General features: G+C 60.3%; 23 protein-coding genes. 14 read left to right on the top strand and 9 right to left on the bottom strand.

Annotated elements, in window-relative coordinates; genetic code table 11:
- Nucleotides 1–590: 590 nt before the first annotated feature.
- The 4 genes from AC0YNU_RS26370 to AC0YNU_RS26355 form a co-directional block, all read right to left on the bottom strand.
- Nucleotides 591–884 (bottom strand): transposase, encoded by a 294-nt coding sequence (locus AC0YNU_RS26370; protein WP_475761832.1) that lies wholly within the window; start codon nucleotides 882–884, stop codon nucleotides 591–593.
- A 36-nt stretch (nucleotides 885–920) separates the two neighbouring features.
- On the bottom strand, nucleotides 921–1,064 hold the full coding sequence (locus tag AC0YNU_RS26365) for a hypothetical protein (protein WP_475761830.1): 144 nt from the start codon (nucleotides 1,062–1,064) through the stop codon (nucleotides 921–923).
- Between the two features lie 108 nt (nucleotides 1,065–1,172).
- Entirely contained in the window at nucleotides 1,173–1,487 is a 315-nt protein-coding gene (locus AC0YNU_RS26360; protein WP_475761828.1) for a zinc ribbon domain-containing protein, read from the bottom strand.
- A 32-nt stretch (nucleotides 1,488–1,519) separates the two neighbouring features.
- Nucleotides 1,520–2,122 (bottom strand): TVP38/TMEM64 family protein, encoded by a 603-nt coding sequence (locus AC0YNU_RS26355; protein ID WP_475761826.1) that lies wholly within the window; start codon nucleotides 2,120–2,122, stop codon nucleotides 1,520–1,522.
- A gap of 317 nt (nucleotides 2,123–2,439) precedes the next feature.
- Here AC0YNU_RS26355 and AC0YNU_RS26350 point away from each other — a divergent pair, with 317 nt between their 5' ends.
- Nucleotides 2,440–3,051, top strand: a complete 612-nt coding sequence (locus tag AC0YNU_RS26350; RefSeq protein ID WP_475761824.1) for a hypothetical protein — start codon at nucleotides 2,440–2,442, stop codon at nucleotides 3,049–3,051.
- A gap of 83 nt (nucleotides 3,052–3,134) precedes the next feature.
- On the opposite strand, the gene AC0YNU_RS26345 is transcribed toward AC0YNU_RS26350, so the two are convergent.
- The 3 genes from AC0YNU_RS26345 to AC0YNU_RS26335 all read right to left on the bottom strand — a co-directional run bounded on the left by AC0YNU_RS26345 (nucleotide 3,135) and on the right by AC0YNU_RS26335 (nucleotide 7,278).
- Nucleotides 3,135–4,274 carry an MGDG synthase family glycosyltransferase gene (locus tag AC0YNU_RS26345; RefSeq protein WP_475761822.1) on the bottom strand — a complete coding sequence of 380 codons (1,140 nt, stop codon included), beginning with the start codon at nucleotides 4,272–4,274 and terminating at the stop codon, nucleotides 3,135–3,137.
- A 366-nt stretch (nucleotides 4,275–4,640) separates the two neighbouring features.
- Nucleotides 4,641–5,912, bottom strand: a complete 1,272-nt coding sequence (ilvA, locus tag AC0YNU_RS26340) for a threonine ammonia-lyase IlvA (protein ID WP_475761821.1) — start codon at nucleotides 5,910–5,912, stop codon at nucleotides 4,641–4,643.
- Nucleotides 5,913–6,453: 541 nt separating this feature from the next.
- Nucleotides 6,454–7,278, bottom strand: coding sequence for a PPK2 family polyphosphate kinase (locus AC0YNU_RS26335; protein WP_475761819.1), 825 nt, complete (start codon nucleotides 7,276–7,278; stop codon nucleotides 6,454–6,456).
- 195 nt (nucleotides 7,279–7,473) lie between these two features.
- On the opposite strand from AC0YNU_RS26335, the gene AC0YNU_RS26330 reads away from it, so the two are divergent.
- The 7 genes from AC0YNU_RS26330 (at nucleotide 7,474) to AC0YNU_RS26300 (ending at nucleotide 11,821) form a co-directional block, all read left to right on the top strand.
- Nucleotides 7,474–8,043 (top strand): histidine phosphatase family protein, encoded by a 570-nt coding sequence (locus AC0YNU_RS26330; protein ID WP_475761817.1) that lies wholly within the window; start codon nucleotides 7,474–7,476, stop codon nucleotides 8,041–8,043.
- Nucleotides 8,034–8,453, top strand: coding sequence for a GNAT family N-acetyltransferase (locus AC0YNU_RS26325; protein ID WP_475761815.1), 420 nt, complete (start codon nucleotides 8,034–8,036; stop codon nucleotides 8,451–8,453). Before AC0YNU_RS26330 ends, AC0YNU_RS26325 begins: the two co-directional genes overlap by 10 nt.
- A gap of 81 nt (nucleotides 8,454–8,534) precedes the next feature.
- A complete protein-coding gene (locus AC0YNU_RS26320; RefSeq protein WP_475761813.1) occupies nucleotides 8,535–8,840 on the top strand; it encodes a Dabb family protein in 306 nt (101 codons plus the stop codon).
- Nucleotides 8,841–8,892: 52 nt separating this feature from the next.
- Complete coding sequence (locus tag AC0YNU_RS26315) at nucleotides 8,893–9,543, top strand: carboxylesterase family protein (RefSeq protein WP_475761812.1); 651 nt, start codon at nucleotides 8,893–8,895, stop codon at nucleotides 9,541–9,543.
- 74 nt (nucleotides 9,544–9,617) lie between these two features.
- The gene (gene fosB / locus AC0YNU_RS26310) at nucleotides 9,618–10,043 is read left to right on the top strand and encodes a metallothiol transferase FosB (RefSeq protein WP_475761810.1); all 426 of its coding nucleotides are present in this window, start codon (nucleotides 9,618–9,620) and stop codon (nucleotides 10,041–10,043) included.
- A 28-nt stretch (nucleotides 10,044–10,071) separates the two neighbouring features.
- Nucleotides 10,072–10,242 (top strand): hypothetical protein, encoded by a 171-nt coding sequence (locus tag AC0YNU_RS26305; RefSeq protein ID WP_475761808.1) that lies wholly within the window; start codon nucleotides 10,072–10,074, stop codon nucleotides 10,240–10,242.
- Between the two features lie 346 nt (nucleotides 10,243–10,588).
- Nucleotides 10,589–11,821, top strand: coding sequence for a multidrug effflux MFS transporter (locus AC0YNU_RS26300; RefSeq protein WP_475761806.1), 1,233 nt, complete (start codon nucleotides 10,589–10,591; stop codon nucleotides 11,819–11,821).
- Nucleotides 11,822–11,912: 91 nt separating this feature from the next.
- Here AC0YNU_RS26300 and AC0YNU_RS26295 read toward each other — a convergent pair whose 3' ends face one another.
- Complete coding sequence (locus AC0YNU_RS26295; protein WP_475761804.1) at nucleotides 11,913–12,935, bottom strand: electron transfer flavoprotein subunit alpha/FixB family protein; 1,023 nt, start codon at nucleotides 12,933–12,935, stop codon at nucleotides 11,913–11,915.
- Nucleotides 12,936–12,954: 19 nt separating this feature from the next.
- Complete coding sequence (locus tag AC0YNU_RS26290) at nucleotides 12,955–13,833, bottom strand: electron transfer flavoprotein subunit beta/FixA family protein (protein ID WP_475761802.1); 879 nt, start codon at nucleotides 13,831–13,833, stop codon at nucleotides 12,955–12,957.
- Nucleotides 13,834–14,069: 236 nt separating this feature from the next.
- Between AC0YNU_RS26290 and AC0YNU_RS26285 the strand changes: the two genes are divergently transcribed.
- From AC0YNU_RS26285 to AC0YNU_RS26260, 6 genes are all read left to right on the top strand, one after another.
- Entirely contained in the window at nucleotides 14,070–16,403 is a 2,334-nt protein-coding gene (locus AC0YNU_RS26285; protein WP_475761801.1) for a (Fe-S)-binding protein, read from the top strand.
- 1,161 nt (nucleotides 16,404–17,564) lie between these two features.
- On the top strand, nucleotides 17,565–19,982 hold the full coding sequence (locus AC0YNU_RS26280; protein ID WP_475761799.1) for a 3-hydroxyacyl-CoA dehydrogenase/enoyl-CoA hydratase family protein: 2,418 nt from the start codon (nucleotides 17,565–17,567) through the stop codon (nucleotides 19,980–19,982).
- A gap of 498 nt (nucleotides 19,983–20,480) precedes the next feature.
- Nucleotides 20,481–21,680, top strand: coding sequence for an acetyl-CoA C-acyltransferase (locus AC0YNU_RS26275; protein WP_475761797.1), 1,200 nt, complete (start codon nucleotides 20,481–20,483; stop codon nucleotides 21,678–21,680).
- Nucleotides 21,681–21,918: 238 nt separating this feature from the next.
- Nucleotides 21,919–23,718, top strand: a complete 1,800-nt coding sequence (locus AC0YNU_RS26270; protein ID WP_475761795.1) for an acyl-CoA dehydrogenase family protein — start codon at nucleotides 21,919–21,921, stop codon at nucleotides 23,716–23,718.
- Nucleotides 23,719–23,915: 197 nt separating this feature from the next.
- Nucleotides 23,916–24,113, top strand: coding sequence for a hypothetical protein (locus AC0YNU_RS26265; RefSeq protein ID WP_475761793.1), 198 nt, complete (start codon nucleotides 23,916–23,918; stop codon nucleotides 24,111–24,113).
- A 167-nt stretch (nucleotides 24,114–24,280) separates the two neighbouring features.
- Nucleotides 24,281–24,466, top strand: a 186-nt coding sequence (locus tag AC0YNU_RS26260) for a hypothetical protein (RefSeq protein ID WP_475761791.1), incomplete at its 3' end; no start/stop codon positions are given.

Here is a 24,466-nt window from a genome sequence, read left to right as displayed (position 1 = left end):
ACAGCAGCATTCAGAGCTCAACAGACCCGAAACAGCTGGGAAAGCTGCAAATCAGCAGCTTTCAGAGCCCAATAGAACCGAGACGGCCGGGAAAGCTGCAGAACAGCAGCTTTCAGAGCTCAACAGAGCCGAGACGGCCGGGAAAGCTGCAGAACGGCAGCTTTCGGAGCCCAACAGACCCGAGACGGCCGGGAAAGCTGCAGAACAGCAGCTTTCAGAGCCCAGTAGAGCCGAGACGGCTGGAAAAGCTGCAGAACAGCAGCATTCAGAGCTCAACAGACCCGAGACGGCCGGAAAAGCTGCAGAACAGCAGCTTTCAGAGCCCAACAGAGCCGAGACGGCTGGAAAAGCTGCAGAACAGCAGCATTCAGAGCTCAACAGACCCGAGACGGCCGGAAAAGCTGCAGAACAGCAGCTTTCAGAGCTCAACAGAGCTGAACGGCCGAAAAAAGCTGCAGCAAGACAGCCTCCCCAGCCTATGCTTCTGCGAAAGCCCCGGTGCAAAAGAGGAACATACAAAAACAACAAAAAACCCGCTGGCCAATCGCCTCTCGCGAAGCGTTGGCCAGCGGGTTTTGAACTGCCGTCGGTCAGTTGTCTTCCTTCGTATCGTCGGGATGACGGCGCGGATGCTGCAGGTGCGCCTCATGCGCGGTCGTATCCTTCTTCGGCACGAGCCGGGAATCGGTCTTGCCTTCGTGATGGTTATCGAAATCAAGCTGCACGAGATCCCATTCCGTCGTGCCAAGCTGCGGATCTGCAGGGAAAACGTCGCCGCGGTTCAGCTTCTCCTCGCGTCCCCACTCGTTCTTGTAAACGCCGTCCACTTCGACGGGCTCGCCGGATAGAGGCTCCATTTCAAAATGCTCTTGTTTTTCGCTCATAACGATCTCCTCCTGATGGGTTCGAAGCGCTGCCGGCTACAGGCCATGCTTCGGCACGGCGGCGCGGTCGGCCTCGGATTGCGCTTGGCTTGCCGCTGCCTTGCCTTTGCCGGCACGATCCGCTTTGGACTGCGCCCGGCTTGCGTCACGCTGCAAATGGGAAGGGTGTTCGCCTGACATGATGGATCGTCCTCCAGATCGCGATAAGTCATGAGAATCCACCATCAGTGTGCCACGGAGGAGCCAAAACTATGTGCACGGGCTGGACTTGCGGTTCGCTGCCGGCACTTAAACGAGGCGCAGTCCGCAGCCTGGACAATAGGTATCCTCATGTGTCACGGTGTCGCCGCAGGCGGGGCAGGGCTCGTTGAAAGACTCGCCATGCTTCTCGGCGAGCTGTTTGCGAAGCGCGGCTGCCTCGTCATCCTCGGCTGCAGCGGCCTCCTGCCGATTAGAGCTGCCATTGAATATGACCTCCACGAACTGCCGCAGCTGCGAGGCATTGCCGGAATCGTCGGAGGCAAGCTTAAGAATATAAATCATGGCGGCGACGAGCGTGCCGGCTGCGGCCAGGACGATCGTCGTTGCGATCGCATTCATCATGCGGCGAACATCCTCCTCCGAACGGGATAGGATTAAGTTTGATACCGGCTTTCCATTCTTTTGCCTCCGAACCACATAACGGCCAGCAGAACGAGCGCCAATAATATCCGCCAAGGCTGCTCCGTCAGTTCCCCGATATTGAAGCTGAGCAGGGAGACGGTGAAAATCATGACGGCTTTGCCCATCAGGATCGCGAGCACGAACGAGCGAAGCGAAATGCCGCTTAAGCCGGAAATGACATTAATGAGCGCGGACGGGGAGAAAGGGAAGCAGGCGAATAGAAAAATCGGCGTAAAGCCTTTTCGCTCGATATAGCCGAGCAGCTTCGCCGCTTTTGGGAATCTGCGCCGCAGCCAGCCGCCGAAATGGCCGCCGAGCTTGCGGGAGAGCCAGAACAGCAGCAGGGATCCGCTGCAGACGCCGATCCACGAATAGAGCGATCCAAGAAACAGCCCGTATATATTGGCATTGGCCGCCACGAAAACGAGCAGCGGCAGCACGGGGATGAACGACTCCGCGAAAGGAAGCAGAATGCCGGGAAGCGGTCCGAACGCGGAGTAGCTCTCCAGGGTTTTCTGCAAATGCTCCAAGTCCATGCCCTTGATCTGTCGGAGCCAGGTTTCGATTAGATTCAACTCTCACACGTCCTTCTTGTTCAAGACTGGTAACCGGCCTTTGCCGTCATACGCGCGGAACGGTAACCAAGGCTGAACATCTCTTTGCGGAAATACGGTATGCCGCAGGCTAGCGAACCGGTCATGCCGAAGCGTGACGCGCCTTCGCGGCCGGCATAGGCGGAAGGATGTCCTTCTCATTATATGCAAAGCTGGAACATAAATCCAAGCCGATGGTGCCGACCGGCGTCCAGCGCTCGATGACGAGCAACATTTTCCACTTGTTGACAGTCTAATAAGGAAAGCAAGCATACGAATCCGTCAGGGGTGATCATGAGATGAAATGGCGTACGGTTGCTTTCGGCGCTGCTGTTCTTGCCTTGCTCGCAGGGTACTCGGGCGAAATCCCGAACAATCATACGGCTGCGCTATCCCCAAGAACGATTGCGATTGCCCCCGGCGGAGAAGCGGATAGGAAGATTTATAGCCATCTCGAACAAGTCGAAGCCGACGCGACAACCATAATGGAAGTGAAGCTAACCAGCGACAAACCAATCAAGCGTTACCTGACGGGAGCGGATGGGACGATATTGGATAGTTACGTCGTGTCTAGGGTTCAAGTCGCAAAAGTTTTTAAAGGAACGTTCCAAGCAGGCGATATCGTTGAAGTCGCAGAACCGGGCTATATGCAAGGCGACCGTTATATAACCCATGAGGGCTACAAAATAATGGACGCCGGGGGCCGATATCTATTGTTTACCCATACCTCCGATAAAGGCGTTGAAGCGATCGTAGGACTGGATCAAGGGAAATTCGATCTTAACATCACGGAACCTCAGCAGCAGCTGAGTAAGATGACGGAAGCTCAATTTGCAAAGGCAGATTATGTTGGCGATGACGTCAACCATTTTAATCGTTTGAAGGCCGAGGTTTTGGCGAAGTATGGATGAACGCCTCGGTTTGAAACGAATTCGAAAATAGTTCAGGACGAACCCCGCGGGCACTGCGTCCGGCGGGGCTGCTGACGTATCGCTCACGACGGACGGACGTAAGTCCTCTTCGCGACGGGCAATCCTGTACAAAAATCCAAAGCGACGGTAACGGCCGAATCCCGAAAGCGGAATTTGCGCGCACGGATGTTTTGCTGCATGAGAAGGACGGGATCGTGAATGAGTCGGTCGATTTCTTGTGCGAGCTGCTCCGGCGTCTCGGTAATCCGGGCTGCGCCCTTGCCCGCAAGATAGCGCGCATTGTTTCGTTCCTGGCCGGGAACGGGCCGATAAACGAAGATCGGCAGGCCAAGCGAAAGCGATTCGGCAAGCGTGACGCCGCCTGATTTGGTGACGATGCAGGAGGCTTGCGCCATCAACTCATGCATGTCTTCGACATAGCCGAAGACGCGCAGCCTTCCTTCACCGCTGGCTTCACTGAACTGCTCCGGCAGGGCGGAAGCCAGCGCTTCGTTGCGTCCGCAGACGACAGAGACGGTAAGATCAGGATACCCAAATAATGGAGAAATCATAGCCGCGACGCCGGAAACGGATGCCTGTGCCCCTGCCATAATCAGCACGACCGGGCTGCCGCTGCGAAAACCGAATCGCGCGCCTTGTTCCGGATCGACGGAAGCACCGCGAAAGCCGCGCCGGATCGGTATGCCGCTGACGCAAATGCGCCTGCCGGAAATGCCGAGCGCATGGAGCTCCTTCTTCATGTCTTCGGTGGGTACGTAATAGCGGTCGATATCGGGATGGACCCAGCGCCGGTGAAGATCGAAATCCGTCACGACGGTGCAGGTAGGAATGCGGAGGCCGGTGCGTTTCTTAAGGGCGGGCATGGCGAGGAGGGGGAAGGTATGGATAACGGCATCCGGACGTTCCCGCTCCAGAATCCGGCGAAGCCGGCCGCGGCCGAAGGAATGAAGCCAGTTCGCGAAGACGGAGTCGTGCTTCATCGGCTTGGTCCGGTCGTACAGCCAGCCGTACAGGCCGGGAATCAAGGAATAGCTTCTCATATATACCCGTCTGGTTACCGCGTTAATCCAGGGATGAGCTTCGGCAAGCAGGTCCACAAGCAGCGGTTCTCCCAGCCCGCGGTCAACGATGGCTTCGCTTATGGCGCGCGCGGCCTGCAAATGCCCGTCGCCGTAAGAGGCATACAAAATCATGATTTTCATCGCGAAAAACACCTCCTGACGGAAGCATAGCGCGGGAATGTCACTGGGCCGTCAGCAGGTTGTGAAGTGATTGTAAGGGGAAGAGGAGATGCCCGAGAATGAGGCGGTCAGATGATAAAAGGGGAGGCGGTGCACGGGGTCCGAAAGTGACTCAAAAGGCACAAATCCCACCCATTGGAAAGCGAGGTGGTCCCGTAAGCTGCACGAAAGGCACAAATTAGGAGCTCTGGCGGTCAGATGGGTGGGCAAGCTCTGAATTTAATGAACTGGCGTAGCAAAGGTGCATGGGTGCACCTCTTGCTACGTATTCCGCTAATTGGCTGCCCTTGCCCTAAAGCCCTGCCGCAGGCTTTAACGCTCATCCGCTTAGATCAGCAAATTAAACAGCACCGGATGCTTGTTCAGTTCCACGAAGCTAAGTCCCTTCAGGTTCATGCGCTCGACGAGCGGCTCGTAATCCTGCGGATTCTTCAGCTCGATGCCGACCAGGGCCGGGCCGTTGTCCTTGTTATGCTTCTTCGTATACTCGAAGCGGGTGATATCGTCGTCCGGTCCCAGCACCTCGTCGAGGAACTCGCGCAATGCGCCCGCGCGCTGCGGGAAGCTGACCATGAAATAATGCTTCAGCCCCTCGAACACGAGCGATCGTTCCTTGATTTCCTGCATCCGGTCGACGTCGTTGTTGCCGCCGCTCACGACGCAGACGACCGTCTTGCCCGCGATCTGGTCGCGGTACAGATCAAGCGCCGCGATCGGCAGCGCGCCGGCCGGCTCCGCCACGATGGCGTTCTCGTTGTAGAGGTCCAGCATCGTCGTGCACGCTTTGCCTTCCGGCACGAGCACGATATCGTCCAGCAGCTCGCGGCACATGCGGAACGTCAGCTCGCCGACGCGCTTCACCGCCGCGCCGTCGACGAACTTGTCGATCGTCTCGAGCGCGATCACTTCGCCGGCATCGAGCGATATCCGCATCGAAGGCGCGCCTTCCGGCTCCACGCCGATCAGTTTGGTCGAAGGGGAGACCGCTTTGACGTAAGCGGCAACGCCGGCCGCAAGCCCGCCGCCGCCGATCGTGACGAATATGAAATCCGGCGCGGTCTCGATCGCTTCCATGATTTCTTTGCCGATCGTACCGTTGCCGGCAATGATCTTAGGATCGTCGAACGGATGGATGAACGCCAGGTCCTCCTTGCGGCTCGCTTCGACCGCTTCGCGGAAGGCATCGTCGAACGTATCGCCCGTCAAGACGACTTCCACGTTGGGGCCGCCGAAGAACGCCACTTGGTTCACCTTCTGGCGCGGCGTCGTGCTCGGCATGAAGATTTTGCCCGGAATGCCGAGCGTCTGGCAGGAGTAAGCGACGCCCTGCGCATGATTGCCGGCGCTCGCGCATACGACGCCGCGCATCAGACGCTCCTCCGGCAGCGATTTGATGAGATGGTAGGCGCCGCGCAGCTTGAAGGAGCGGACGACTTGCAAGTCCTCGCGCTTCAGCAGGACATTGCAGCCGTAGCGTTCCGATAACACGCGGTTCTGCTGCAGGGGCGTGCGCGCCGATACTTCCTTCACATGCATTTGAGCCTGCGCGATTTCCGTCAGGCCCACCGTAAGCGCCTCATAGTTTCTTTCGTTCCCCATTGCGTTCCAGCTCCCTTTTGCCGATAAGTTCAAACACCGGTATGCACAAAAAAATCCCGTCCCTGTAAGGGACGAGATCACTCTCGCGTTACCACCCTAGTTTCGCTCCAGCGGGCTGCCATGCTGCCTCGCCAAGAACGACTCTCCGCCGCGTACCATCATACGCGCTCCGTGTAACGGCGGATACCGTCCATGCTTACTGCGCGATCGGATGCGGAGCTCCGACGGTTCGGCATGGCTTCTCAGGGAGGATGCGGCGTACGCGGGCAAACGTCGGCTTTCAGCGGGCGCCGACTCTCTGGGGATTGCCTGTTGCATCACGCGCGTGTTCCCATCAACGAGGTTGAATGTTCGGTTGACTATTATCTTTGTTATACTCCTGCGCTCATAGAATGTCAACGCCTCGTTGTCCGTGCTGCTGCCTATCTTTCGACGTAAAGTTTACCATTCGAGGCCAAGCCAAATAAAGAAAGCGGATGCATAGGGAATCGTCTCTCCCATGCACCCGCTTCGCTAATAATGACACTGCCTAGCCTGTCGATCAATTGTCTTGTGCTTCGTCCAAGCCGGCAGCCGTCCGGAACGGAGCCATGTCCACCTCGGGGTAGGACAGGTCGAGACCGTCAAGCGCCGATTCCACGATGCGCAGCACCAGATAGTCCCGGAACCAGCGATTGTTCGCCGGCACGATATACCACGGGCTGCGTTTGGTCGAGGTCGCTTTGAACGCCTGCTCGTACGCCTTCGTATAATCCTTCCAGTACCGCCGCTCCTCGAGGTCGTTCGGATCGAATTTCCACAGCTTCTCGGGGTTTTCCATCCGCTCCTTGATTTTGCCAAGCTGGAAGTCCGGCGAAATGTGCAGGAAAATCTTGACGATCGTGATGCCGCTGTCGCTCAGCATTTTCTCGAAATGACTAATATGCTTCAGCCGCTTGGCGGCTTCCTTCCCGTCGATCAGGTCGTGGACCCGCGTAATGAGCACGTCCTCGTAATACGACCGGTTGAACGCGACGATTGCACCCTTGGCCGGGGCGACCCGATGCGTCCGCCATAGAAAATCATGCGCCGATTCGTCCGTCGTGGGCTTCTTGAAGCTTTCCGCCCGGAAACCCTGAGGGTTGAGGCCCGCGAGCACCTTCTTGATGACGCCGTCCTTGCCGCTGCAGTCCATGCCTTGGAAGAGGATGAGCAGGCCGTTCGTTTTGCCTGCGTACAGCTTCTCCTGATGCTCCTTCAGCTTGTCCTTCAAATCATCGAACGCTTCGGCAATCTCGTCTTTGCCGCTGATGCCTGCCGTATCCTCCGGGTCGAAATCCCCCAGAGACACACTACGTTTCTCGTTCAGCCGATATTTCTCCAGCATATGGAGCCTCCTTTGACGCATGCGCTTGGAATAGGAATCACTAACCGGTTAGCATGGCTTCTGAATCGCGGATTATTCATGGCCCGTCCCTGCCTGGCGCGATGAAAAAAACGGCGTCATCTGTCGCAACTGATGTGTTACTATGGATTATACTAGAAATCAGTTTGCCGCGCTTAGGCGAAAGGAGGACAGGCCTTGCAAACGACCGTGCTGCTTATTCGTCATGCCGAATCGTCCGTCCATCTCGGCGAGGAGCGTACGAGGGGATTGACGGCGCAAGGGCAGGAGGATGTGCTTCGGTTGACGGAACAGCTTCGGCAAACGCCTATAGATGCCATCGTTTCCAGCCCGTATACGCGTGCGGTCCTGACCGTGCAGGGTATCGCCGATGACCGTGGCTTGCCGGTGTTAACCGTCGAAGACTGGCGGGAGAGGCGGCTGCACGGCGGGGAAGCTCCCCTGTCGAAGGAGGCGTTCCTGGCTGCGATCGAGCGGTCGTTCGCTGACCCGGACGCGGCGCTGCCCGGCGGAGAGTCGTTTCGCGAGGCGCAGGCTATGGGGTTGCGGGCCTTACTGGAGCTGCTGCGGGACTATCGCGGCAGAACGATTGCCGTCGGCACGCATGGCAACTTGTTGGCGATGCTGCTGCAGGCGTTCGACGAGCGGTACGACTACTCGTTCTGGCAGCGCCTGTCGATGCCGGACGTTTATCGGCTCACGTTTGAAGAAGACAAGCTTCTGGGAGTGGAACGACAATGGAGTTGACGTACCTTGAAATGACGATCGACGATTACGAGGCCAGTTATGCGCTGTGGGCGTCAACGGAGGGCATGGTGCTGAGCAGCTCGGACTCCAGGGAAGAGATCGCGCGCTTCCTGGAACGCAATCCGGGCTGCAGCTTCGTCTGCAACGAGGGAGATCGCCTGCTTGGCACGCTGCTGGCCGGGCATGACGGCAGGCGCGGCTTCTTGTACCACGTGGCGGTCGCGCCGGGCCAGCGCGGCCGAGGGATCGGCGGCACGCTCGTGAAGCTTGGGCTGGCGAAGCTCCGCGAAGCGGGCATCGCCAAATGCCATCTGTTCGTTCTCGCGAGCAACGAAATCGGCAGCGGCTTCTGGGCAAGGTCGGGCTGGGAGGAGCGGGACGGCATTTTGCTGTTCTCGCGGGATACGTAGGAAGCCGGAATAACGCTGAGGATATAGATCGTAATCCTTGCGATTTGAGGGTAATAGACCATTAACAGGAGGATGATGAGGATGGGACAAATTCAACATATGGTGATTTTCAACTTGAAGCATGAGGTAGGGTCGGAAGCGGCGGATACCTTCCTGCGGGACGGCGAGCGTCTGCTGACCTCGATTCCCGTCGTGAAGAACTTCAGCGTGTTCAAGCAAGTGAGCCCGAAGAACGACTATGATTATGGATTCTCGATGCAATTCGCCGATCAAGCCGAATACGAGGCCTACAATGCCCATCCGGTCCATGTGGATTTCGTGCAAACCCGTTGGGAAGTAGAAGTATCGCGGTTTTTGGAAATCGATTTTAAGAATTACGGCGCGTAAACCGGCGGAGTTGTCTGCCGCCTATTCCCGTTAACCGGAGAGGAGACTGCCGATGACACTTTTATCGCGTTCGTTTGAAGCTTCCGTTGCGATTCAAGCCGAGATCGGATACAAGCTGTTCGTACCGGATCATTACGACGGAAGCCGGCCTTGGCCGATCATCGTCTTCCTGCACGGCATCAAGAAACGCGGCTCGGACATCGGCCTGCTGGACGATTACGGACTGCTGAAGACTGCGGCCGACACGAAAGGCTTTAAATTTCTCATCCTGGCGCCTCAATGTCCGGCGCATTCGTATTGGCCCGCCGTCCGGCATGAAGTGCTGGCCCTGCTCGACGGCGTGATGAGCGAATACAATGTCGATCCTGCCGCCGTTTATTTGACGGGCTTCAGCATGGGCGGTAACGGTGCTTGGGATTACGCTGTGCGGGATAACGGGCGGTTCGCGGCCGTGGCTCCGCTTGCGGGCTGGCACGAAACGGAAGCGATGCGCAGCGTCAAGCTGCCGGTGTGGACGTTCCACGGCATCGAGGACGATCAAGTGCCGATCGAGCGGTCGATCGAATTAATCGAATCACTGCGGCGGACGAACGCGGAGGTGCTCTTTACCCGGTATCCGGGACTTTCTCATCAGATCATGGAACAGACGTACGCCAATCCGGAGCTGTTCCGGTGGCTGCTTAGCCATAAGCGGTCGAGTTGAGCGATGCGGGAGTGCGCCGGGGAACCGGCAAAATGGCAAGAAGCGAAGCAACCATGTAAAGCGAGTGACGATAAATGAAAATCGGGAGCATCAATCATCTGCTCTTTTCGGTGTCGGACTTGGAGCGCTCAATCGTTTTCTATCAGGAGGCATTCGGGGCGAAGCTGCAGGTCCGTGGCCGCAGCCTGGCCTACTTCGACTTGAATGGACTATGGCTGGCGCTGAACGAGGAGAAGGATATCCCCCGGAATGAGATTCGGCAATCGTATACCCATCTGGCGTTTACGGTCGAGGATGCGGACTTCGATGATGCCGTTGGACGGCTGAAGGCGATAGGCGCCACGATCCTCCCGGGCCGCGAACGGGATGAACGCGACAAGCGCTCCGTTTATTTTGCGGATCCCGATGGACATAAGTTCGAATTCCATACCGGTTCGCTGGCAGACAGGCTGTCCTACTATAAGGCCGAGAAGCCGCATATGATCTTCTATGAGGAGTAAGCTTCATTCGTAGAAGGGAGCGGCGGGTATGCGTCATACGGAGGACGAGCAGCGGAGCTTGACGGAGCCAAGAGGGCCGAAGAAACCTTCATTTGGCTTGATCCTGATCGCGTTGGCTGTCATCGCACTGATTATTGTAACGAGCTTTGCGCTGGCGCACGCCGTGGTCGGCGAAGCGTTTCGCAGGCTTGGGGGATGAGCAAAGCCGGATGGGCAAACGAGGCAGGGCGAGAGATGCAAGGTAACTGATGCAAAGGCAGCAGATGCAAGGTAACTAATGCAAAGGCAACAAAGGCAATAAAGGCAACAGAGGCATCAAAGGCAAGGCATTACAGGCCTAGAAAAGCAGATAGCAGAACAATTACCGTTGGCCGGCCGTCAAAAGCCCCGGCGTCCTTGATCGGCTTAGCCGGAAGGGGCGCACGGGGCTTTTGACGTTTACCAAAACAAAAAAGTTGACTTCGAGCCTACTCGAAGCCGTAAACTATCTCTTAAGCTCAGGCGCGTTGAAGGATTGGAATGCAGAATAGGAGATTAGCTTAATCATGACGATCAAGAAAGAACAAAACGTATTTGGATTAGCGTTGCTGCTCGGTTTGTTTTCGACGTTGGGACCTTTTACCATCGATATGTATTTGCCGGCGTTTCCGGAAATCGTGAAGCAGTTCGACACGACGGCCTCGCTGGTTCAGCTTAGCTTGACCGCTTGTTTGCTCGGTCTCGGCATCGGCCAGCTCGTCATGGGGTCGCTGAGCGACGTCTATGGAAGACGAAATCCGCTGCTGATCTCCATGGCCATGTATGTCGCCTCTTCGATTGCGTGCGCGATATCGCCCCATATCGGGATGCTGATCGTATTCCGGTTCGTGCAAGGCTTTGCCGCTTCCGCGGGGATCGTGATTTCCCGCGCGATCGCACGCGACCTGTACAGCGGCCATGAATTGACTAAATTTTTCTCGCTGCTCTTGCTGGTCGGAAATCTCGGTCCGCTCGTCGCGCCGGTCAGCGGCAGCGGGGTTCTTGCCATTACTGCTTGGACCGGCGTGTTTGTCGCGCTGGCACTGCTCGGCATCTACTTGCTGGCGATGACAAAATGGAAGCTGCGGGAGACGCTGCCCGCTGAACGCCGCAAGCCAAGCAATTTCATGGAGCAGCTGCGGAACTACGGCTCGCTCTTGCGCGATCGCCAGTTTACCGGTTACATGCTGGCACAGGGTATTATGATCGCGGGGGTCTTCGCTTATGTTTCGGGCACGCCCTTTATTTACCAGAACATTTACGGGGTATCTCCTACGGTATTCGCGATTCTGTTCGCTTCGAACGGCGTGAGCCTGATCATCGGTTCCACGCTGGTCGGCAAGATGGCGCATCGCGTATCCGAGCACACCTTCCTGTTGGTTGGCCTTGTGACAGCCTGTGTGGCGGGAGCCGTCGTCTTGGTCGTTGCCATCGTTCATGGCCCGCTGTTCGCCCTAGTGATTCCGTTGTTTTTCTTCGTCTCGTCACTCGGCATTACGTCCACGGCGGCCTTTCCGCTTGCGATGGAGAGCCAAGGCCATATGGCGGGCAGCGCGGCAGCTCTTCTCGGGGTCATTCCCTTCTTGCTCGGCGCGGTCGTCTCTCCGCTGGTCGGCATCGCGGGCGAAGACACCGCCGTTCCGATGGGCATTATCTTGCTATGCACGAGCGCCGCGGCGATGTTGTCTTACTTCTTGTTAGTAAAAAAAGCGCCCACTATGAAGAACGAAGATAAGGAACTAACCGAGAACGCGAGTTAAAAATAAACAGCATCAGCCAAGGACGAGAATGAACGTCCTTGGCTGATGCTGTTTTTTGGGGGAAATTCAAGCATCCCATCGCCGTCATGCATCAGCCGGTCTTGTTGAACAGCGTTTGAAACCGCTGCGTCAGCAGCGGCACGACCTCGAACAAGTCCCCGACGATCCCGTAATCGGCCACGCCGAATATGGGCGCTTCGGGGTCTTTGTTGATCGCGACGATGACGCGGGATTGGCTCATGCCGGCGAGATGCTGGATGGCGCCGCTGATGCCGCAGGCGATGTAGAGCTTCGGCGTGACGGTCTTGCCGGTCTGGCCGATTTGGAGCGTGTAGTCGCAGTAGCCGGCGTCGCATGCGCCGCGCGAGGCTCCGACCGCGCCGCCGAGCACCTCGGCCAGCGCGGCCAGCGGCGCGAAGCCCTCCGCGCTGCGCACGCCTCTGCCGCCGGCGACGATGACGTCCGCCTCGGCGAGGTCGACCGTGCCGCCGGCTTTGCGCACGATGCCGCGGACGACGGTCCAGAGCGGCGGCGCCTGATACGGCAGCGCCGTGATCCGGCCCTCGCTGCCGGGCGCGACCGGCTCCGCGACGGGCAAGTTATTGGGGCGCACGGTGATGACCTGCGGCGCCCCGGGAAGAAACCGCCGCTGCTCGAACGCCTTGCCGGCGTAGAGCGGGCGGGTCAAGAGCGCGGCAGCGCCGCCATCGCCGGCAGGCTCGATGGCGGTCACGTCCGCGACGTGGCCGCCGCCGACGCCGGCGGCCACGCGGGGCGCGAGTTCGCGCCCCGCCGCGGTGTGGCCGAGCACGATGATGCTCGGCTGCACCGCGGCAATGGCGGCGCCGATGGCGGCGGCGTACGCCTCCGGCGCGTAGCCGGCCAGGGCGGGGTCGTCGACGACGTGGACGACCCCCGCCCCCCGGGCGGCGAGCTCGGCGGCGGCCTCTCGCAGCGCCGCCCCGGGCCCGCCGCCGACGAGGACGGCGTGCACGACGCCGCCGTCCCCGGCGAGCAGCCGCGCGGCGCCGAGCGCCTCCAGCGCCACGCGGCGCAGCTTGCCGTCCAGGCACTCGGCGTACACGAGTGCCTTCACTTGCGTTGTATCGGTCATTGCTCCTTGACCTCCTCTCTTAGAACAGCTTCGCTTCGCGCTGCAGCAGCTCCGCGAGCTGCTCGGCCTGCTCCGCGGGCGTGCCGCTCAGCTTGCGGCCGGCCGCGCGAGCCGGCGGCGGCAGGAGCGCCGCGCGTTCCGTCCGCGGCGCGAGCGCTGCCGCGTCAAGACCGAGCTCCGCGGTGCTGCACTGGCGGAGCGGCTTGCGCTTCGCTTTCATAATGCCCGGCAGCGAAGGGTAACGCGGCTCGTTCAGCCCTTGCTGCGCCGTGATCAGCGCGGGAAGGGGGATCGCGACCGTCTCCACGCCCCATTCCGTGTCCCGCTCGGCGACGGCGATCTTGCCGTCGCCGCCGCCCCAAGGGGCGCCGCTCGCGGCTTGGCCGCCTGGCGCCGAGCCCGCTCCCTTGGCCCCGGCCAGCGAACTCCCGCCGGCTGCGCCACCAGCGCCGCCGTCCTCCACCGACAGCTTCAACACCGCCGACGCGCTCGGCAGTCCGAGCCGCTCCGCTACCTGGAGCGCGATGCTGCCCGCGCCACGGTCCACGGCAAAAAGCCCCGCGAGCACCAGGTCCGGCTTCAGCTCCCGCACCGCGGCGGCGAGCGCGGCCGCGACGGCGCTGCCGTCGTCCGGAAGCCCATCCTGCGCGATCAGCACGGCTTCGTCGGCGCCCATCGCAAGCGCGGTGCGCAGCGTCTCCGTCGCCCGGTCGGTTCCGCAGGAGACGACCGTCACGCTGCCTCCGTGCGCCTCGCGCAGTCGCAGCGCTTCCTCCAGTGCGTATTCGTCGTACGGATTCATAATGAACTTGACGCCGTCCTCGGCGACAGCCCCGTTCGCGAGCTCGATTTTTTCTTCCGTATCGAAGGTTTGTTTGATCAACACCACCAGCTGCATTAGGTCCACTGCACCTCCCGATCGTTCTGTTCCCGCTTGCGGCAGTCATACCGTCCCACGGCCGCCGAATACGATAAAATAAGCCATCCGAAAGCCGCTGCCGCCCCTGTTACCTTATGAACTTGGCCCTCGAAATAGACCCCAGCGGACTGCCGGAACGACACCTTCGCGACATGTTGCCGACCGCCCGGACATATACTGAAAAACACTCCGCGTTTCCGTGGGAAGGAGGGAGCATGGTGGAGGGATTGAGCGCGCACGCGCTGGTTTTGTCGCTGCGATGGTTCTTTTTTGCGCTTTTGACGCTGACGGCATTGGTCTGCTTCTATACCGTGGTCCGCAGACGGGTGGGTTACATGCTGCTGGGCAGGACGGAGCAGCGAAAACCGCCGCCTCCGTTCGATTCGGGCGATCCCGAGAACGATCACCGGGATGAAATGCTCCATATTACTTCGTTCACGGCAAACGCCGAGCTAGCCACTCGCGCTGCGCCATGGTTTGAAAGGCTGACTGCCTGGAGCCTTCAAGTATTCGGCCACCGCAAGCTGCTGAAGGATCTCCGAAGCGGCCTTATGCATGTCGTCCTGTTCTATGGCTTTATCGTGCTGCAATTCGGCGCGGCGGATATCGTGTGGAAAGGGCTCACGGGTTCGGCGCTCCCCTATCCGGCGTACCAAGGGTTTGTGCTGACCCAAGAAATTACCGTGTCGCTCGTGCTGCTGGCGATTCTCTACGGGGCGTTCCGGCGTTACGTCGAGCAGCTGCGGCGGCTGAAGCGCGGCTGGAAGCCGTCGGTCGTGCTGTGGTTCATCGGCGGTCTCATGGTGACGGTGCTGCTGACGCAGGCCTTCGATCGGCTGCATGAAGGGGCGGCGGCGTCGGGCACGAACGCATCGGCTTCGCTCTATGACAGCCATGCTCCGGTCTCCTCGGCACTAGCCGACGGGTTCAAGGACATCGGGTTCTCTGCGGCTGCCGGCAACGTGCTTTATGAAGTGTTTTGGTGGCTGCATCTGGCGGTGCTGCTCGGTTTTCTCGTGTACGTGCCGCAATCGAAGCATTTTCATATCTTCACGGCACCCGTGAATTTGTGGCTTAGCCGCCGCTCTCCGCCGGGCAGGCTGGCGCCGCTTGATTTGGAGGATGAGGAGGCGGAGTCGTTCGGGGTCGGGACGGTGGAGCATTTTACGTCCAAACAGCTCCTCGACCTCTATGCCTGCGTCGAATGTGGCCGCTGCACGAATGTTTGTCCGGCTTCGAGCACGGGCAAGCTGCTGTCTCCGATGCATCTGATCGTCAAGCTGCGCGATCATCTGACCGAGAAGGGCGCCGCGATCACCTCAAAATCACCCTGGGTCCCTGCTTGGGGCGGAAACGTTCAGCCGAGCGCTCACGTGATGTCGGGCGTCATGCCGTTGTGGACCGGGGGAGCGGATGCGGCGCAGACGGATATCGAGCCGACGATGACGGCCCAGAAGCAGGCCTGGCATGTGCAGGCGGATACATCCGTGGCGGACGTGGCGTTGATCGGAGACGTCATGACGGAGGCGGAGCTGTGGTCGTGCACGACGTGCCGGAACTGCGAGGATCAGTGCCCTGTCGGCAACGAGCATGTGGACAAAATCATCGACATGCGCCGCTTCCTCGTCCTGACGGAAGGCCGCGTGCCGTCCGAAGCCCAGCGCGCCATGCAAAATATCGAGCGGCAGGGCAATCCGTGGGGGCTGCCCCGCGCCGAGCGGGCGGCTTGGCTCGCGGCTTATGAAGCGGCGGTGCCGGATGCGCCTCCCGTGCGCACGATGCGGGAAGCCGCCGGGCGCGGCGAACAGCCCGAGCTGCTGCTCTGGGCAGGCACGATGGGCGCGTACGATCAGCGCAGCCGCAAGGTGCTGTTCGCGGTGGTGCGGTTGCTGCAGCAGGCGGGCATCCCGTTCGCGGTGCTCGGCGGCGAGGAGCGTAATTCCGGCGATACCGCGCGTCGACTGGGCAACGAGCTGCTTTTTCAAACGTTGTGCGCCGAGAATGTCGCGACGCTGCAGCGCTACGGCATTCGCCGCGTCGTCACGATCTGTCCGCATACGTTCAATGCGTTGAAGAATGAATACGTCGACTTCGGCCTCGAACGCTCCGTGGCGGTGGAGCATCATACGACGCTGCTTGCCCGACTGCTGGCGAACGGATCGCTGGTACCTGCACATCCGGTCGAAGAACGTGTCGTGTATCACGATTCGTGCTACTTGGGCCGCTACAACGGCATCTACGACGCGCCTCGAGCGCTGCTGCGCGCCATCCCCGGCGTGGAGCTGCTGGAGATGGAGCGAAACCGCTCGAACGGCCTGTGCTGCGGCGCCGGCGGCGGCTTGATGTGGATGGAGGAGCGAGGCGGTACCCGGGTAAACGAAGTCCGCGCGGCGCAGGCGCTTGATACGTCCCCGACGGTCATCGGCTCCGCCTGTCCGTACTGTCTGACGATGATGGAGGACGGCATCAAGCTGCACGACGCCGAGGGTGAGGTCCGTGCCCGCGATGTTGCGGAGCTGCTGGCCGAAAGCGTATTCGGGGGCCGGTAGCGGTGGAGGGAGCAAGCGGTGCACCATGCACCGCATGTACACTAATTAGCTAGCGGAAATTGGAGCAAGAGGGTGATCCAGTAGCCTACTGGAGCCACACCTGGGCGAAATCGCCGCAAGAGGGTGATCCAGTAGCCTACATGTCACCGCACCTGGGCGAAATCGCCGCAAAAAGGTGATCCAGTAGCCTACATGGCACCGCACCTGGGCGAAATCGCGGCAAGAGGGTGATCCAGTAGCCTATATGGAACCGCACCTGGGCGAAATCGCCGCCAGAGGGTGATCGAGTAGCCTACATGGGGCCGCACCTGGGCGAAATCGCCGCAAGAGGGTTCCAGTAGCCTGCATGGCTCCGCGCTTTGGCGGAATCGCCGCAAGAGGGTGATCCAGTAGCCTACATGGCACCGCACCTGGGCGAATTCGCCGCAAGAGGGTGATCCAGTAGCCTACATGGCTCCGCGCTTTGGCGGAATCGCCGCAAGAGGGTGATCCAGTAGCCTACATGGCACCGCACTTGGGCGAATTCGCCGCAAGAGGGTGTTTGAGTAGCCTACTGGAGCCGCACCTGGGCGAATTCGCCGCCAGAGGGTGATCCAGTAGCCTACATGGAGCCGCACCTGGGCGAATTCGCCGCAAGAGGGTGATCCAGTAGCCTACATGGCTCCGCGCTTTGGCGGAATCGCCGCAAGAGGGTGATCCAGTAGCCTACATGGCACCGCACCTGGGCGAAATCGCCGCAAGAGGGTGATCCAGTAGCCTACATGGAGCCGTACTTGGGCGAATTCGCCGTAAGAGGGTGATCCAGTAGCCTACATGGAGCCGCACCTGGGCGAATTCGCCGCAAGAGGGTGATCCAGTAGCCTACATGGAGCCGCACCTTGGCGAATTCGCCGCAAGAGGGTGATCCAGTAGCCTACATGGGGCCGCACCTGGGCGAAATCGCCGCAAGAGGGTTCCAGTAGCCTACATGGAGCCTCGCTTTGGCGGAATCGCCGCAAGAGGGTGATCCAGTAGCCTACATGGCACCGCACTTTTGCGAATTCGCCGCAAGAGGGTGATCCAGTAGCCTACATGGAGCCGTACCTGGGCGAATTCACCGGGCGACTCGCCGACACTCGCCGCCTAAGCGGCAACAAAAACACAGCAAAAGGAGGGAGCGGTGTGGGAGAACGATCGACGCCGACGATACGCCGTGCGGCTGTCATAGGATCGGGGGTGATGGGGGCAGGAATTGCCGCCCATCTCGCCAATGCGGGCATGCAGGTGCTGCTGCTGGATGTGCCGCCGGCCGCGCTGACGGAACAGGAAGAGCGGGCGGGTGCCTCGCTGCAGGACCGGGCCGTCCGCAATCGGCTGGCCGCGGCAAGCGTCGCCAGGCTGGCGAAGCAGGAACCGCCGGCGCTGTACGAGGTATCTTTTGCCCGGCGCATAACGCCGGGAAATCTGGAGGACGATCTCGGCAAGCTGGGCGAGGCGGAATGGATCATCGAAGCCGTCGTCGAGCGGCTGGACATCAAGCGGAGCGTATTCGAACGGATCGAGTCCGTGCTGAAGGCGGGCACGCTCGTCTCGTCCAACACGTCGGGTCTGTCCGTGGCGGCGATGACGGAAGGGCGCGGTCAGCGGTTCCGGGAGCAGTTTGCGGTGACCCATTTCTTCAATCCACCCCGTCATATGAAGCTGGTCGAGATCGTACCCGGACCGGCCACCACCGCAGATACGTTGGACCGGCTGACCGCGGCATGCGAGAAACAGCTCGGCAAAGGCGTCGTCCTCGCGAAGGACACGCCGAATTTTATCGCCAATCGGATCGGCACGTACGGCATGCTGACGACGATCGAGGCGATGCGCAGCTTCGGGCTCGGCATCGACGAGGTCGACGCGCTGACGGGTCCCGCCATGGGCCGGCCCAAGACCGCCACCTTCCGCATGCTGGACCTGGTCGGATTGGATACGCTGCTGCATGTCGTGGACAACGTGCGGGAACGAAGCGAGGACGCCGGGGAGCGCGCGGCTTTCGCAAGACCGCCGGAGCTGGAAGCGCTCGTGGCCAAAGGGTGGATCGGCGAAAAGGCGGGCGGCGGCTTCTATCGCAAAATCAAACGGCCCGGCGGCGGCAGCGACATCGAGACGCTCCAGCTGGACACGATGACCTACGCGCCAAGACGCAGCGTCAATTCGCCGGTCATCGAAGCAGCCAAACAGGCAAAAGGTACCGTCGCCAAAGTCAAAGCGCTGCTTTTCACGGACACGAATGACCGCTACGCCCAGTTCGCCTGGCAAACGATCAAGACGGTGCTGCTCTACTCGGCCCGGCAGCTTGGCGTCGTCGCGGACACGGTGTCCGATATCGACCGCGCGATGGTGTGGGGCTTCAATTGGGAGCTGGGTCCGTTCGAGTTGTGGGACGCGATCGGGCTGGAGCGCGCCGTGCAGCGGATGCGCGCGGAAGGCGACGATATCCCGTCGTGGGTGGAGGATTGGCTCGCCGTCGGCAGCCGGAGCTTTTATAAACAGGAAGGCTTGCAGCGCTTCTACGTCAGCGACGGCGCTTACAGGCTGCAGGAGGAAGAACCGGATGTCATCTCGCTAAAAGCGCTCAAGGATGGCGGCCGCGTCGTGCTCGGCAACAACGGCGCTTCGCTGCTCGACTTGGGCGACGAAGTGGCTGGACTGGTCTTTCATTCTCCGAATAATGCGATTGGCGGAGATATCCTGACCGCGATCCGACAGAGCGCGGAGGAGGTCAGCCGCAACTGGCGCGGGCTCGTCATCGCCAACGAAGGACGCCATTTCTGCGTCGGCGCGAATCTGATGATGCTCCTGCTCGAAGCGCAGAACGGCGATTTCGACGAAATCGACGACATCATCTCCCTTTTTCAAAACAGCATGTTGACGCTGAAGCGACTTGACCGTCCTGTCGTTGCGGCGCCGCATCGAATGACCTTGGGTGGTGGCGTGGAAGCATGCCTGCCGGCGGACCGGATCGTCTACTCCGCGGAAACGTATTTCGGTCTCGTCGAAACGGGCGTCGGCCTGATACCGGCCGGAGGCGGCTGCAAGGAAGCGGCCTCGCTCGCCGACGACAGGGCGGGAGCGGCGGGCGATCTGCAGCCGCAGGTCAACGCGCTGTTCGAGACGATCGCGATGGGCAAAACGTCCACGAGCGGCTACGATGTCGCCCGCATCGGCTTCATGCGGCCGCATGACCGCGTCGTTATCCGCGGCGAGACGCGCACGGCAGAGGCGAAACGGACCGTGCTGGCCATGGACCGCGAAGGCTATACGCCGCCATCGTCGGCGCGGCGGATCCGCGTCGCGGGCCGAGAGGGCCGCGCCGTACTGCAGCTCGCGGTCGAAAACATGCGTCTCGGCGGTCTGGCAAGTCCGCATGACGCGCTCATCGGCCGCAAGCTGGCGCATGTGCTCGCCGGCGGCGACGCGGCGCCCGGCGCGGAAGTGAGCGAGCAGTATTTGCTCGATCTGGAACGCGAGGCGTTCCTCAGCCTCTGCGGCGAGCCGCTGACGCAGGCGCGCATGCGGCATATGCTGACGACCGGAAAGCCGCTGCGCAACTAGGGCGCTGAAAGTTCGAGTAATGTAGTCGAATAGATCGATTGCAGGCGGTGGGAACGCTGGATGTTCGAGTGAAATAGTCGAATAGATCGACTACAGGCGGTGGAAATGCTGCCATCTTCGAGTGAAGTGGTCGAATAGATCGACTTCAGGCATTGGAAACGCTGGATGTTCGAGTGAAATAGTCGAATAGATCGACTACAGGCGGAGGAAACGCTGCATGATCGAGTGAAGTGGTCGAATAGATCGACTTCAGGCATTGGAAACGCTGGATGTTCAAGTGAAGTGGTCGAATAGATCGACTACAGGCGGAGGAAACGCTGGATGTTCAAGTAAACTGGTTGAATAGATCGACTTCAGGCATTGGAAACGCTGCATGATCGAGTGAAGTGGGATAGCCGCTGGCTCTAACATGTATCAGCGGCTCATACGTATCGCTGGCGTGCAGCGCCAAAGGCATGAGCCGCCTGCATTCCACCAATTTAAAGGAGGGAACCGACCATGACCGCGACCAAAAACCCGCGGGATGCCGTGATCGTATCGGCCGTACGCACCGCCGTCGGCAAAGCGAAGAAGGGCAGCCTCGCGGACACGCGCGCGGAGGATCTGGGCCGCGCCGTGCTGCGCGCGGCCGTCGACCGCGTGCCCGGGCTGGACTATGCCGATGTCGAGGACGTCGTCATCGGCTGCGCGATGCCCGAGGGCGAGCAGGGGCTGAATTTTGCCCGCATCATGACGCTGTATGCGGGCTTTCCGGTGACGACCCCGGCCGTCACCGTCAACCGGTTTTGCGCGTCGGGGCTGCAGGCGATCGCCTACGCCGCGGAACGCATTCGGCTCGGCGAGGCGGATATCGTGCTCGCCGGCGGCGTTGAAAGCATGAGCCATGTCCCGATGACCGGCTTCAAGCTTTCGCCGCATCCCGGCATCGCGGACCGCATGCCGGAAGTGTATATGGGCATGGGCCACACGGCCGAGGAGGTGGCCCGGCGCTACGGCATCAGCCGCGAAGCGCAGGATGCTTTTGCCGCGGAGAGCCATCGCAAAGCGGCGCAGGCCATTGCCGCGGGCCGCTTCCGCGACGAAATCGTCCCGGTACATGCCCAGCGGGAAGGCGTCGGCGACGATGGAAGGCCATGGTCCAAGTCGTTTACGTTCGACCAAGACGAAGGCGTGCGCGCGGACACGACCGCGGATGTGCTGGCGAAGCTGAAGCCGTCTTTTGCCCGGGAAGGTACCGTCACTGCGGGCAATGCGTCGCAGATGAGCGACGGCGCCGCGGCAGTTATCGTCATGAGCCGGGAGCGAGCGGAGCAGCTTGGCATCAAGCCGCTGGCGCATTTCCGTGCCTACAGCGTGGCAGGGGTCGCGCCGGAGGTGATGGGCATCGGGCCGATCGAGGCGATTCCCAAAGCGCTCGCCCGAGCGAAACTGACGCTGGAACAGGTGGACGTTTTTGAGTTGAACGAGGCGTTTGCGGCACAATGCCTGCCGATCATCCGGGAGCTCGGCATCGATCCGGCCATCGTCAATGTCAACGGCGGCGCGATCGCCTTGGGTCATCCGCTCGGCTGCACGGGCACGAAGCTGTCTGTTTCGCTGATTCAAGAGCTGCGGCGCAGAGGCGGAGGCACGGGCATCGTCTCCATGTGCGTCGGCGGCGGCATGGGCGCTGCGGGCGTCTTCACGGCGGATGCGTGAGGCGGCAAACGCGCCTGTTGCTGGCAATCCGCTAACGGGCTGCCGGCACGGCACCAACGGCGCAGCCTGATGCAGGAACCGGCGCGAACAGTGCAGGCAGTCACGAGCGGGCTGCCGGCCAATCGTCAACCGGTGCAGCTCGAGCATCTATCGCAATCAGTACTCCATATTTCATCCCCTTGTCATTGTAATGTTCCCCTGATGCATCGCCTGCTTGATTGAGAAAGGAGGCAATGGTATGGCTCAAAACAAAGGTTGGGGCGGCCGTTTCGTCGTCGAGGACATGGCGCCGGAGGACATCGTCACGCCGGAGGATTTCACCGACGAACAGGTGATGATCGGCGCTGCGGCGCGCGCGTTTCTCGAGGGCGAGATTCGTCCCCGCGACGCCGAAATCGAGGCGCTGGATTACAAGCTAACGGTCGAGCTCATGCGCAAGGCCGGGGAGCTCGGCCTGCTTGGCGCGGACGTGCCGGAAGCTTACGGAGGGCTCGGGCTCGACAAGGTCAGCTCGACGCTGTTGGCCGAGACGCTGGCCGAGGCGTCGTCTTTTGCGCTGTCCGTCGGCGCCCACGTCGGCATCGGCACGCTGCCGATCGTCTTCTTCGGGTCGCCGGAGCAGAAGGCGAAGTACCTGCCCGATCTGGCCGCCGGCACGAAGATCGCGGCGTATTGTCTCACGGAGCCATCGTCCGGATCCGACGCGCTGGGCGCCAAGACGAAAGCGCGGCTTAACGCCGAGGGCACGCATTACGTGCTGAACGGCTCCAAGCTCTATATTACGAACTCCGGCTTTGCCGACGTGTTCATCGTTTACGCGAAGGTGAACGGAGATCATTTTACCGCCTTCATCGTGGAACGGGGCTTGCCGGGCTTCAGCATCGGGCCGGAGGAGCACAAGATGGGCATCAAAGGCTCATCGACCTGTCCGATCTTCTTCGACGACACGCCGGTTCCGGTCGAAAACGTGCTCGGCGAGGTGGGCAAAGGGCATCTCATCGCGTTCAATATCCTGAACATCGGGCGCTTCAAGCTCGCCGCGGCCTGCGTCGGCGGGGCGAAGGAGACGGTCGGGCTGGCCGCCAAGTATGCGAACGGACGCAAGCAGTTCGGCCGTCCGATCGCGTCTTTTCCGCTCATCGGGGCGAAGTTGGCGGATATGAATATCGCGGCTTTCGTGACGGAAAGTATGGTGTACCGCACGGCTGGCTGGATCGACGAGATGCTGAGGAACGCCGAAGCCGAGGGAGGCGCTGCAAGCGAAGCCGGAGCCAGGGCGGCAAAAGCGATTTCCGAATATGCCTTGGAGTGCTCCATCAACAAAGTGTTCGCGACGGAAGCGCTGGATTACGCGGCGGACGAAGCGGTGCAAATTCATGGCGGCTACGGCTATATCAAGGAGTATAAAGTCGAGCGGATTTACCGCGACTCCCGCATCAACCGGATATTCGAGGGCACGAACGAAATCAATCGGATGCTTATTCCCGGCACGCTGATGAAAAAGGCGCTCAAAGGCGAGCTGCCGCTCCTGCGCAAAGCGCGCGCCCTCCAGGCGGAGCTGCTGCAGCCGATGCCGCTGCCCCCGTTCGACGAACCGCTCAGCAAAGAAACGTACCGGATCGGGCAGGCCAAGCGAACGTTTCTGGCCATCGGCGGTCTGGCCGTGCAAAAGTACGGGCTTGCGCTGGAGCAGCAGCAGGAGGTGCTCGTCCTGCTGGCGGACATGATGATCCAAACGTTCGCGATGGAGAGCGCCGCGCTCCGAACGCGTAAAATGCTGCGCAAAGCTGCGGAAGACCCCGCCGCAGTAACCCGCGCCCGCAATGCCGTCGAGATGACGGTCGTCTTCGTGCAGGAAGCGATGGAGCGCGTGGAACGGTATGCGAAGACGACGCTGGCTGCCGTGGAGACGGGCGACGCGCTGCAAACGCAGCTCGCCGTGCTGAAGAAGCTGATGCGCGCGCCGCTCGACGATACCATCGCGCTGAAGCGGAGCATTGCGGCCCGGGTTATTCGGAGCCAACAGTATACGCTGTAGCTTGCGGCGGATCAGTACTAGGAGCTGCGTCGGTTTCGGCCTCGTGCGAGCCAGACTGCTGGAAAATGTGCGGAAATGCAGCTTTTGGAGGCTCCAGCGGGTCAAATTTCTGAAATTGTGCGGAAAAGCAGCTTTTAGAGGCACAAGCGAGCTAGACAGCTGAAAATTGTGCAGAACAGCAGCTTTTGGAGGCACAAGTGAGCCAGACTGCTGGAAATCGTGCAAAACGGCAGCTTTTGGAGGCGCAGGCGAGCCAGACTGCTGGAAATTGTGCAGAACAGCAGCTTTTGAAGGAACAAGCGAGCCAGACTTGCTGGAAATTGTGCGAAACGGCAGCTTTTGGAGGCGCAGGCGAGCCAGGACTGCTGCAAATTGTGCAGAACAGCAGCTTTTGAGGCTCAGGCAGCACACGGAAGCGTAATCGAAGACGTTTCGCAAAAACTCAGCGCTATGCTTTCGAAGTGTTTTTTGCTCGCTAAGAAGCGTGATCGAATGATGCTTCGCAAAAACTCAGCCTGTGCTTCCGAAGTGAGTTTTTGCTCGCTAAGAAGCGTAATCGAAGATGCTTCGCAAAAACTCAGCCTATGCTTCCGAAGTATTTTTTGCTCGCATGGAAGCCAAATCAAAGAAGCTTCGCAAAAAAAGCTTATGCTTCCGAAGTGAGTTTTTGCTCGCTAAGAAGCGTGATCGAAGATGCTTCCCAAAAACTCAGCCTATGCTTCCGAAGTATTTTTTGCTCGCATGGAAG

The organism is Paenibacillus sp. J31P316, from assembly GCF_056269105.1.
Note: the sequence above shows the minus strand (reverse complement) of the source record. Positions and strands in the feature narration are given on the sequence as shown.